Origin of the sequence: Rhizobium sp. BK181, assembly GCF_014193305.1 — a bacterium.
In the GTDB taxonomy this organism is placed as follows: domain Bacteria; phylum Pseudomonadota; class Alphaproteobacteria; order Rhizobiales; family Rhizobiaceae; genus Rhizobium.
Map to the genome: position 1 here is coordinate 133,597 of NZ_JACHZA010000008.1, position 12,440 is coordinate 146,036.

Sequence of the window (12,440 nt, forward strand, 5' to 3'; positions counted from 1 at the left end):
CTGATCATCGCATCGTCTATTGGAGAATCGTCTGTCGCCGCATCTGACGATGGAGTTCTGCTCGCCGCCATTCGCTCGCGAGCAGCACGATGACAATACCCGTCATCTCAAGGACCCAGTTACACTTGAGGCCCCATAGGTGGCTGCCGATGAACTGGTCGAAATGATAAAAAGATCCTGCTCGAATGACGACGTAGCCCACCACAAGCATCGATCCCGCGAGGGCCAGCCAAGTTTGGTGCGATAGTTTTCTTGGGCAAAAACCAGCTATTGGCAACGCAACCGCCCAAAGGGCGGCAATGCCGACGATAAAGTAGAATTGTACCGCTCGACGCTCGCCATACCACCCTTCTGATGCAGCGATCATTCGGCCAATCTCCGTGAAAGCGGACTGGATGTCGAGTTGCTTGTTTATGCCCAGTAAGAAAAGCATGATGGCAATTCCACGCCAGATGAAGCCGTCAAACTGCTTGCTCGAGCCAGGTGAAAGGACGGTTGCCATCGTCCTGCGGCAGCTCACGCATGCAACAAAGTAGAGTGCGACGGTAATCCATCCGCCAATCGTGGGATCACCGATTCCCGGCCTCCAATCGAAGTGATACGGCACCTGGATCCCCCCAATTGTGCAGCTCGCTTCATCGCCTTCGCTCGCTGCGGCGATGAGCGTTTAGTTACTTAGTCTCGATCTGTAGCAGCGCCTGAGCAACCTGGAAAAATGAACTATAGACGAGCCTGAAGCGTGCTTCCGGATCATTTCGCGGAGGCAACATGCAAGCATCGAGGCATGTCGGTTTTCTCGACCAATTCCTCGCTAGCTCAGGTCGGCGAGTGCCATATCATCCTATCGGCGTAGGGTCTGCAACGTCGAGTACCGCTCATTGCTGTCGTACACTTTCGCGGCAAACATGACACGATTGACACCTGCTGCATTTGCGACTGGGGGTGGATTTCATGCTGAGGATCAACATCAAGAACCGTGACTATCTGAGCGCGTTCGGCGGCACGTCGACGGTTTACAGCGCAGTGGCAACGGGCGGTGCTCTTCTCGCGAACGCAGCTGTTGGTTCGTCAGCCGGTGCTCCGCAGATTACTGATCCCAGCGCTGTCGGCTCCGTGAACTCGCTCACGGGATCGCAAACCACTCTGTCTCCTTTGACGAATGATCCAGCCGCGACGCAAATGTCGCCGGCTTCAAGTGCTACCTCCACAAGCGACGCCACCGGTGGAGCCAGCCGGACGTTGACCACCGATGCAACATCGACGGCAAGCTCCTCCGCTACCGATCCAGAGACGACAGCTCAGCCCCGTACCGTATTGCCCCCCGATCCTTCCACACCACTTGCCGCGATCTCGCTAGAGTCCTCTCTGTCGGTTGCCTCTGACGTCACGCTGCCGGTCTCAAGCACGACCGATACGTCGAGTATTCCGGCCATGACGTTTTCGGCTGCAATCGTCGGAACCACTGGCGTGGCAACGGCTGACGTGGGAACCACTGAGCAAGATGCGTCCGCCGCGCCAGCGCCGATGACCCTCGCTGCGACCGCATCAACAACAACGGTGGTGGCCGTCACTCAGACGGTAGCGGCTACTCCGACGCTGAACAAGATTGCCCTCGAAAACATGAAGCAGGGCAACCCGATCAGCGAATGGGGCATCGACGGCGACGGCGGCGGTACCATCCAGGGCTTTGCGACCGAGATTAGTACCAATATCGGCCAGACCGTTGACTTCAAGATCGCAACGGACTCGACCCACTACCGCATCGACATTTATCGTCTCGGCTATTACGGCGGCGACGGCGCGCGCAAGGTTGCCTCGATCGACAAGTCCCTGACGACGGCTCAGATCCAGCCGCATCCGATCGTCGATATGTCGCTCGGCCTGATCGATTGCGGCAACTGGTCGGTTTCGGCAAGCTGGGAGATCCCAGGGGACGCAGTATCGGGCGTTTATTTCGCCAGACTGGTCCGCGAGGATGGCGTCGAAGACGCCAGCATTATCCCGTTTGTGGTGCGCGACGATGCCTCAACAAGCGACATCGTCTTCCAGACCTCGGATACGACCTGGCAGGCCTATAATGCCTGGGGTGGGGCGAGCCTTTACTACGGACAGGTGCCTGTCGACCCGGCTGATATGATCGGCTACCTGCCTCCCAATTGCAGTTGCGGCCTGACGGCAATCGGCCGCGCATCGGCGATCAGCTACAACCGCCCCATCATCACCAACACCAGCCCCGTTGGCGGCACGCATGACTTCATCTTTGGCGTCGAACATTCGGCGATCCAGTGGTTGGAGCAGAACGGATACGACGTGTCGTATGTGACGGGCGTCGATGCTGCCCGCAATGGCAATCTGCTCCTCAACCACCAAGCTTATCTCTCCGTCGGGCATGACGAATACTGGTCTGCCGAACAACGTGCCAACGTCGAGGCGGCACGGGATAGCGGCGTCAACCTTGCATTCTGGAGCGGCAACGAATGTTATTGGAAGGTGCGGTGGGAAAGCAGCATTGATGGCAACGGCCAAGCCTACCGGACCATGGTTTGCTACAAGGAGACTTGGGGGACCAGCACGGATCCGAGCAGTGTCGGTACCGGCACGTGGCGCGATCCACGCTACGCGGACCCCGGACAGGAGCCGGAGAATTCGCTGACCGGAACCATGTTCACCGTCGACAGCTACCGGCTTGATACAATTTCCATCCCCTATGACTATTCGAACCTGCGCTTCTGGCGAAACACCGACGTTGCCAACCTACAGCCCGGAGAAACGTACAATCTCGTTCAGAACCTGCTCGGCTACGAATGGGATTCTGACGTCGAAAATGGGTTCCGACCAGACGGGCTGATCAACCTGTCCCTGTCCACAGTGGCAGTGAACACCTATCTTCGGGACTATGGCACTACCATCGGCGATGCCGTCGTAAATCATAGCCTGACGATGTATCGAGCCGCAAGCGGAGCGCTGGTATTCGGCGCAGGCACCGTATTCTGGTCGTGGGGATTGAACGATCAGCATGAAGGACCGGAAACGCCGACAGACCCGAACGTCCAGCAGGCTATGGTCAACATGTTCGCGGATATGGGAATCCAGCCAACGACGCTGGATGCCAGCCTTATTCTCGCGACGCAGTCCACTGACAACGTCAAGCCAACATCAACGATTACGTCGCCAATCATTGGTGCGAGTTTCGTCGAAGGCCAGCACGTCACGATCGCTGGAACGGCCCAGGACTTCGGCGGGGGGATTATCGCCGGTATCGAGGTATCCACTGACGGCGGACAACATTGGTTCAAGGCATCCGGACGCGAGAACTGGAGCTACAATTGGGTCGTCCAGGCGAGCGGCACCTATACGGTCATGTCGCGTGCCGTCGACGACAGCGTCAACGTGGAGACGCCATCATCCGGAAAGCAGGTTACAATTACACTGCCGGATACTACCGGCCTTTGGACACTGGCATCAAAGCCAGCGCTCGAGACTGCGATCGACCGCGACGGTGTCGAACTCGGGATCCGTTTTCAGTCAACCATCGGTGGCTTCGTTGAAGGAATTCGCTTCTACAAGGGTTTCTATAACATTGGTGAGCATACGGTCAGTCTGTGGGATGCCAATGGCACGTTGCTCGCCACAGGCGTATCGACAGGCGAGTCCATTTCGGGCTGGCAGACAGTTACCTTCTCCTCGCCAATTCATATCCCCGCAGGGACGACATTCGTCGCCTCCTACCATAGCAACGGCTACTATTCTGTCACCGAGAACTATTTTGGTCCCGGTTCGACATACGCAAATGGCGTGCTGAAGGCAGTCGATGGTGGCGGTGTTTATGCATACGGCGCCAGCAGTACTTTCCCGGGCAATAGCCCTGGCGGTTCGAATTATTGGGTCGATGTTGTGTTTGACGCCGGTCCCAACACGGCACCTGTGGCAACCGACGACGGCGGGTTCACCATCGCACGCAACGGCAGCCTGACACTGTCATTCGCCTCTCTGATAGCAAACGATACCGACGCCAATGGTGACGTACTTACCATTTCCGGGGTTGGCAATGCAGTCAACGGAACGGTTGCGCTGGACACTCAAACGGGCAACGTGATCTTTACACCGAACGCCAATTACGTTGGTCCGGCAAGCTTCAGCTACACCCTCTCAGATGGACGAGGTGGCACCGACCAGGGAAGCGTGAGCCTTTCCGTGGAGGAAGTTGCGGCCGGCGTTTCGCTGTTTCAGCCAAATGAAGGTCCGACCGGACAAGCCTTTAGCGACCGATCCGCGGTCGAGTTGGGCATGAAGTTCACTTCATCGAGCAGCGGTTCGATCACCGGAATTCGTTTCTATAAGGCGGCCGGCGATACGGGTACCCACACTGGTTCGATCTGGAGCACTGACGGCACGCTCCTGACGACTGTAACTTTCACCAACGAGTCTCTCAGCGGTTGGCAAACCGCAAAGTTCTCCAGCCCGATCCAGATCCAGGCCGGGGTAACCTACGTCGCATCGTATCACACGACCGGGACCTATGTGGCAACTGTCGGCTACTTCAACACTGCGCATACCAACGGAGCCCTCACCGGCGTTTCCGCGACGGCGAGCGGAGGGAACGGCGTCTTTTCCTACGGCACCGGCACGACCTTCCCAACATCCAGCTATCAGGCATCCAATTACTGGGTCGATGTCGTATTCAATCAATCGACGGTGAATTCGGTGCCTGTTGCAGCCAACGATAACGGCTTCAGCACCTACTCGAGCACGGCACTATCCATTGCGGCAGCAGCCCTCCTGGCGAACGACAACGACCCGGATGGCGACCCGTTGTCGATCACGGGCGTTGCAAACGGGGCAAACGGCACAGTCACGTTCGATAGCGTGACAAATACGATCGTGTTCACTCCGACAACAGGATACGTCGGCGCGGCAAATTTCTCTTACACGATCGCGGACGGCCGGGGCGGCACCGCCTCGGCAACCGTCAACTTGACGGTTGGCGCACAGCCAACGGGTACAGGGCTGTTTTCATCGACCGACGCGCCCACCATTGTTGCGGGCAATGACCCAGGATCGGTGGAGCTCGGCGTCAAGTTTACCACTTCCGAAAGGGGCGAGATTACTGGCTTGCGCTACTACAAGAGCGCGCAAGACACCGGTACGCACGTCGGTTCGCTATGGACCAGCAGCGGCGTCTTGCTTGCGTCCGCAACCTTCTCGAACGAGACAACAAGCGGCTGGCAAACGGTAACCTTCTCACAACCTGTCAGCATCTCCGCAGGCGTTACCTATGTGGCAAGCTATCATTCGAACGGCTTCTATGCGGCCACGCCAAACTATTTCACGACCAGCCACTCAAACGGCACTCTGACCGCATCTTCTACGGGCAATGGCGTTTATGCCTATGGCACAGGCAGCCTGTTTCCAACCGCAACCTACAATTCAACCAACTATTGGGTCGACGTTCTTTATCAAACAGCGACTCAAAACGCTGCCCCCGTCGCTGCCAACGACTCCGGGATCTCAGGTGTTGCAAATACCCAATTGACGATCCTCGCCTCGGCATTGCTCGCCAACGACAGCGACCCCGATGGCGACGCGATTTCCGTCACCGGTGTCGGCAACGCGCTGCACGGAACGGTGTCCTTCGACAGCCAGTCGAATATGATCACCTTCACGCCGGCAACCGGATACACCGGAGCTGCCAGCTTCTCGTACACGATCACCGATGCGAAGGGCGCAACGGCCACTGCTCAGGCATCCCTCACGATCTCCGGCCAAGGCCCCGAAGAGAACGTCTTTGCCGCAGGCACAACCCCTGCAATCGTCTCGGTCAACGACAACAGCCCCGTCAATCTCGGCATGAAGTTCCAGTCAGATGCGGCTGGCTGGATTACCGGTATTCGCTTCTACAAAAGCGCCGAGAATACCGGCTCTCACACAGGCTACCTCTGGACGGCAAGCGGTACTCTTCTTGCAAGCGCGACCTTCACCAACGAGAGCTCAAGTGGTTGGCAGTCGGTCAACCTGGCTCAACAGGTGGCGATCGATGCCAACACCACTTATGTCGTGTCCTACAGCACCAACGGCAATTATTCGGCGACGGGCAACTACTTCAGCAACAGCACGACCAACGGCAATCTGCAGGCCATGTCTTCGGCGCTAAGTGGCGGCAACGGTCTCTATGCATACGGCTCCAGCGGGCTGTTCCCGACAAGCACATTCAACAGCACGAATTATTACGTCGACGTCGCATTCAAGCAGCAGCTCGCAGCGTAGCGGCGAGTGGGGAGAGTGTACATGACAGGTGGCGACAAGCGCCTCCCAGTATCGGTTTTGGCGGGTTTCCTCGGCGCAGGAAAAACAACCATCCTCAACCATGTCTTGCGTAACCGGGAAGGACGCCGGGTCGCCGTGATCGTCAATGACATGAGCGAGATCAACATCGATGCCGAGCTCGTTCGTGATGGCGGCGCCAACCTGTCGCGCACCAATGAAACCCTGGTGGAACTCACCAACGGATGCATCTGTTGCACCCTTCGTGACGACCTGTTGACCGAGGTCCGCCGTCTCGCCGCCGACGGTCGCTTCGACTATCTGTTGATCGAAGGCACCGGCATTGCCGAACCGCTGCCAATTGCGGCTACGTTTTCTTTCCGTGACGAGAACGGCCTTGCGCTCTGTGACGTGGCGCGGCTGGATACCATGGTCTCGGTGGTCGATGCGGCAAACCTGCTTGCAAATTATTCGAGCGCCGATTTCCTGAGCGATCGCGGCGAAACTCGCGACACCGATGACAAACGAACGCTTGTAGACCTGCTCGTAGAGCAGATCGAATTTGCCGATGTCGTCGTGATCAACAAGGTTTCCGAAGTTGCCGCCGAAACCCGGACGGCCGTTCGCCGGATCGTCGCGGCCCTCAATCCGGATGCGCGTGTCATCGAAACCGACTTCGGTGCGCTTCCCCTGTCGACCATTCTCGATACCGGCCTCTTCAGCGAGGCCAAATCGGCCCGCCACCCGTACTGGCATAAGGAGCTCTACGGATGGGGAGACCACGTCCCCGAGACCGAGGAATACGGGATTTCGAGCTTCGTCTATCGCGCACGCCGTCCTTTCGACCCCGCCGCGCTCGACCGCTTTCTCGCGCAGCAGTGGCCGGGCCTCATTCGCGCCAAGGGACATTTTTGGCTGGCGACGCGGCCGAACGAGATCGGGCTCCTTTCGATTGCCGGTACACAGCGACGCATGGATACCAAGGGCTTCTGGTGGGCAAGCGTGTCAAAGGCGCATTGGCCACGCTATCCGCAGTTCCGCCAATTGCTCGACCGCCATTGGGATCTGGTCTTCGGCGATCGCCGCCAGGAACTGGTGTTCATCGGCGCCGGGCTTGACCAGCAAGGGATCAGCACAGCGCTCGACGACTGCCTTTTCGGGGAAGAGACCCACTTTGACCCGGAACTCGGCAGACAGCTTGCCGACCCCTTCCCTGCCTGGCAGCAGGCGCACCATCACCATCAATGAGCACGTTCCAAACGAGGAGATCGACAATGAGCAACGAACTTTATGCCGACGGTATCGGCGAGATCACGGTAACCGGCACGATCGTCCGCATCGACCTGATGTCGCTGTCGGCCACCGAACGGGATGCCAGCAACAATCCGAAACCGGTCTTCCGGCAGAGGATCATCATGCCCGTCGATGCGTTCGCGAATGCAGTCGACCTGATGCAGAAGGCATTGGGCGGACTGGTCGAGGCCGGCGCCGTGCGGCGCGTCAACGACCCCAATCAGAAGGCTGAGATCATCCCTCCTTCCGGTGCCTCGGGCAACGCGTCGCCGAACTTCAACTGACGAACCATCAACGCAGACACCCGGGTGGGCCATGAGTACGTTTTTGCACACCAACCTACATTGCCTTGCTCTCGTGGCACGCCACCATGGCGTTGACCTGTCACCCGAGCGCCTGCAACACGATTACGCAGTCAATGACCAACCCGTCGCGCTTCGACAATTGTTGCGCATGGCCAAAGATGCCGGGCTGCGCGCCCGGCATATCAGCCTCAGCTGGACTTCGCTTCTTGGGCTCGGCGAAGCCTTTCCTGTGCTGGCGGAGCTCGAGAACGGCAACTGGGTCGTGATTGCCGGGCCTGCAATGGGCGAAGAGGAGCCGATGATCAGGGTCCTCGATCCCCTGGCCGAGCGCCCCGACTTCATTCACCTGAGCGAAGAGCAATTCACCCGATCCTGGCGGGGATCCGTCGTGATGATGAAGCGGAACTACGGCCTTAACGATGCCGATCAGCCATTCGGTTTCCGCTGGTTCATTCCCGAAATCATCAAGCAGCGCAGTTTCTTCCGCGACGTTGCGCTTGCCGCCATCGTCCTTTATGGCCTCGGTCTGATGACGCCAATCTTCTTCCAGCTCGTCATCGACAAGGTGCTGGTGCATCAAAGCTATGCAACGCTCACGGTCCTGACGATTGGCATCGCCATTGCCCTTGTCTTCGATGCCGCCTTCAGCTTCCTGCGGCGCTACCTGCTGCTCTATGCCACGAACCGGATCGATATCCGCATCGCGACACGCACGTTCGGGCATCTGCTCAATCTTCCAATCGCCTTGTTCGAACAGGCGTCAGCTGGGGTCCTTGTCAAGCACATGCAACAGACGGGAAGGATCCGCGAGTTTCTGACGGGTCGCCTGTTTCTGACCCTCCTCGATGGCGTGTCGCTCCTGGTCTTCATTCCGATCCTGCTTCTCTACAGCGTCAAGCTCACCCTGGTCGTCATTGGCTTTGCAGCACTCGTCGGCCTGGTCGTCGCGCTGCTGGTCGGACCCTTCCAACGTCGCCTCCAGGCCCTCTACAAGGCCGAGGGCGACCGACAAGCACTGCTTGTGGAAACTGTGCACGGGATGCGCACCGTCAAGTCGCTGGCGCTTGAACCCCGCCAGCGCCGTGCCTGGGATGATTATTCCGCGCAATCGATTTCCGTTCGTTTCCGGGTCGACAAGATCTCGACCGTCGCCCAATCGATGACCGGGCTCCTCGAAAAGCTGATGAGCGTTGCGATCATCGGGCTCGGCGCTCTCGACGTCTTCAGCGGCGCGATGACGATTGGCGCATTGGTCGCATTCAACATGCTGGCCGGTCGCGTGTCTGGCCCGCTTGTCCAGATCGTGACGATGGTTCACGAGTACCAGGAAGTTGCGCTTTCGGTGCGGATGCTGGGTGAGATCATGAACCAGCGCCCGGAACAGGCTGGCCGCGGGCGCGGCATTCGCCCGCACCTCCGAGGCAACATCCAGTTCGACAAGGTGACGTTCCGCTACGGACCAGATGGCCCGCCGGCACTCGACGATGTCTCCTTCAACATTCCTGCCGGCTCCGTCTTCGGCGTCGTTGGCAAGAGCGGTTCCGGCAAGACGACGATCACGCGACTGATCCAGGGTCTCTATCAGAACCAGCAGGGTATTGTGCGGATGGACGGCTATGACAGCCGCGAAATCGACCTGGTGCATCTCAGGACGAGCACGGGCGTCGTGCTGCAGGATAACTTCCTCTTCCGCGGCACGGTGCGCGAAAACATCGCCGCTGCCAAGCCGGACGCAAGCATCGAGGAGATCATGGAAGTGGCGCGCATTGCCGGGGCAGAAGAGTTTATCGAGAGGCTTCCCCGCGGTTTCGACACGATGCTGGAGGAGAACGCCTCGAACCTCTCCGGTGGTCAGAAGCAGCGGCTCGCCATCGCTCGGGCGCTGATCACAGATCCGAAACTCCTAATCCTTGACGAGGCGACCAGCGCGCTCGATCCCGACAGCGAGACGATCATCCGTCAGAACCTCAGCCAGATCGCGGCCGGACGCACGGTTGTCATCGTTTCGCACCGGCTGTCGACGCTGGTCGACGCGGACGCCATCCTCGTCGTCGAACGCGGCAAGATCGCCGATATCGGCAGGCATGATCAACTGGTCACACGCTGCATGACATACCGTCACCTGTGGTCCCAGCAGATGAGGCAGGTAGCATGAACGCGCGCGCTGAAAAACCAAGAGAGAACCTTCCAGTTCCAGCACCCGCCCCGGTCACTCAACCGGCGCTCAGGCGCTCGCTGCCAGCCGCGATTGCAGAGTTCCAGTCCGATGCCGTTGAGTTGGAGGAGCGCGCTCCGCCAAGGGTTGCCCGCATGACCCTCTATGGCATCACCGCATTGATCACGGTGGCCATTGTCTGGGCGTCCGTGTCATCGATCGACGAGGTCGTCGTTGCGCCCGGCAAACTGATCACGACGCAGCCGACCATCGTCGTGCAGCCTCTCGAAACCTCGATCATCAGGACGATCAATGTCACGGCCGGAGAGATCGTGAAGAAGGGCCAGGTGCTGGCGACCTTCGATGCGACATTCAGCCAATCTGACGTCGATCAGCAGCGCGCCAAATTCATGGCACTCGACGCGCAGGTGAGGCGACTTGAGGCGGAGCTTGACGGGACGGATTACGCCAAGGCCGCGGGATCCACGCGGGACGAACTGCTGCAGATGCAGTTGTTCGACCAGCGTCGCGCCTACCGCGCCGCCCAGCTTCAAAACTATGATCAGCAGATCGCTGCACAGTCAGCGACGATCGCGTCGAGCAGAAGCCAGGAGGAGGTTCTGACGAACCGACGCGACACGCTGTCCCAGATCGAAGACGCCCGGGAGCGGCTTTACAACAAGGAGAGCGGATCACTGATCACATTGCTCGGCTCGCGCGACGCGCGCCTGGATGTGGAGACAACATTAACCGCCGTCCAGGGCCGGGCAGACGAGGCCGAGCATACCCTCGCCAAGCTCAGAGCTGACAGGCAGGCTTTCATCGAAGACTTCCGGCGCGCGGCCATGGAGCAACTCGTCGATCTGCGCAGTCAGCGCGATACTGCCTCCGAGGAAGTGAAGAAGATGGAGCTGCGGCGGGACATGGTGGCGATGACGGCGCCCGCCGATGCGGTCGTGCTTGATCTCGCCGCGCGCTCGGTCGGCTCCGTGGTGCGTGAGGCGGAGCCGATCGTCACCCTCGTTCCGCTCAATGTGCCGATTGAGGCGGAGGTCTCGGTCAATACCCGCGACATCGGTCGTATCACGACCGGCAAGGAAGCTCGCATCAAGTTCGATGCCTATCCGTTCCAAAAGTTCGGAACCGCATCTGGAACAGTCAGGACCGTGAGCCGCGACGCCTTCACGCCAACACAGCAGGAGGCTGCGACCCAAACTGCGGCTCCCTACTTCAAGGCCCGCATCCCGCTGGCAGATCCAAGGTTGAAAGGGTCGGACGAACCCGTCCGCCTGCTTCCAGGCATGACGGTGTCAGCCGAGATCATGGTCGGGCGCCGCACGGTCATCTCCTACTTCCTCTATCCCATCCTGCGCGGGCTCGACAGCGCAATCCGGGAGCCGTGATATGCGCTGGCATGGGAAAATGAAAAACCATCAACACTGATCGGCGCTTGCCGTCTGCGCCTTCGTCCACGACGAGGGTGCAAACGGTCGTCGCAATATGATAGTCGCAGTTCCACCACCCAAGGAGGAACCGGTGACGGCAGCGGCGAATTCGGCACATGCAGAAGCAAGTGGGTTGATAAAGCGGATTCTCGAGGAAACCCCGCTGAAGGCCGCGGGTTTCATCGTGACGATCTACGGCGATGTCGTAGAGCCGCGCGGCGGCATTGCCTGGATCGGAAATTTGATCGAGACCTGCGCAGGCGTCGGCATCAGCGAAACGCTGGTGCGCACCGCCGTCTCCCGCCTCGTTGCTGCCGGTCAATTGTCAGGGGAAAGGGAAGGTCGACGTAGTTACTACCGCTTGTCAGAATCGGCAGGAAGCGAATTCGCCGCTGCGGCACGCGTACTGTTCGGCGCACCCGAGGACGACGGATGGCAATTCGTCCACGTCACTGGGGAAGCAGTCGAAGATGCAATGCAGATGCTAAAGCGATCCGGTCACGCGCGCATCAACAACCGCTTGGCCGTCGGCCCCGCGCATGTGATGGCAACAGCAGTTGCAGGCCTCGTATTCCGGGCGAATTCGCCGGACGACCCGAAGGCGCTGAGGGATTTCGCGTCCCAGTATTGGGATCTGTCGGCGCACGAAGAAGCCTATAAGGTGTTCCTGGCGCAGTTTGACGGCCTTTCCACTCTCAACGTGCCGCCAGCCACAGCGCTGACAATGCGCCTGCTCCTCGTCCATCGCTTCCGCACCGTTCACCTGCATGACCCGAGATTGCCGGTCTCGGCACTCCCGGACAACTGGCCAGGGGGCGCGGCAAGGCGGTTGTTCGCGAAGCTTTACCGACACCTTTCCACCAAGGCCGACGCTTATGTCGCCGAAAGGTTCGTCACGGCATCCGGTTCGCTGCCGGCGTGGACCGAAGGGACGGACCATCGGCTCGACATGCTGGAAGGCAGTGAGCGGTAAGCCATGAG

The 12,440-nt window shown here is 59.3% G+C and carries 7 protein-coding genes; 6 read left to right on the forward strand and 1 reads right to left on the reverse strand.

What is annotated here, in order from left to right:
- Positions 1-16: 16 nt before the first annotated feature.
- The gene (locus FHT77_RS19235; protein ID WP_210280963.1) at positions 17-502 is read right to left on the reverse strand and encodes a hypothetical protein; all 486 of its coding nucleotides are present in this window, start codon (positions 500-502) and stop codon (positions 17-19) included.
- Positions 503-951: 449 nt separating this feature from the next.
- On the opposite strand from FHT77_RS19235, the gene FHT77_RS19240 reads away from it, so the two are divergent.
- The 6 genes from FHT77_RS19240 (at position 952) to FHT77_RS19265 (ending at position 12,432) form a co-directional block, all read left to right on the forward strand.
- Positions 952-6,264: a DUF4082 domain-containing protein gene (locus tag FHT77_RS19240; RefSeq protein WP_183756508.1), complete on the forward strand. Its 5,313-nt coding sequence runs from the start codon at positions 952-954 to the stop codon at positions 6,262-6,264.
- A 21-nt stretch (positions 6,265-6,285) separates the two neighbouring features.
- Positions 6,286-7,509, forward strand: coding sequence for a GTP-binding protein (locus tag FHT77_RS19245; RefSeq protein WP_183756509.1), 1,224 nt, complete (start codon positions 6,286-6,288; stop codon positions 7,507-7,509).
- 26 nt (positions 7,510-7,535) lie between these two features.
- Positions 7,536-7,838: a hypothetical protein gene (locus tag FHT77_RS19250; protein WP_183756510.1), complete on the forward strand. Its 303-nt coding sequence runs from the start codon at positions 7,536-7,538 to the stop codon at positions 7,836-7,838.
- A gap of 31 nt (positions 7,839-7,869) precedes the next feature.
- The gene (locus tag FHT77_RS19255) at positions 7,870-10,014 is read left to right on the forward strand and encodes a peptidase domain-containing ABC transporter (RefSeq protein WP_183756511.1); all 2,145 of its coding nucleotides are present in this window, start codon (positions 7,870-7,872) and stop codon (positions 10,012-10,014) included.
- Positions 10,011-11,417, forward strand: a complete 1,407-nt coding sequence (locus FHT77_RS19260) for an HlyD family type I secretion periplasmic adaptor subunit (protein WP_183756512.1) — start codon at positions 10,011-10,013, stop codon at positions 11,415-11,417. The genes FHT77_RS19255 and FHT77_RS19260 overlap by 4 nt, the downstream gene beginning before the upstream one ends.
- 133 nt (positions 11,418-11,550) lie before the next feature.
- Positions 11,551-12,432 (forward strand): PaaX family transcriptional regulator C-terminal domain-containing protein, encoded by an 882-nt coding sequence (locus FHT77_RS19265; RefSeq protein WP_259186347.1) that lies wholly within the window; start codon positions 11,551-11,553, stop codon positions 12,430-12,432.
- The last annotated feature ends 8 nt before the right edge of the window (positions 12,433-12,440 follow it).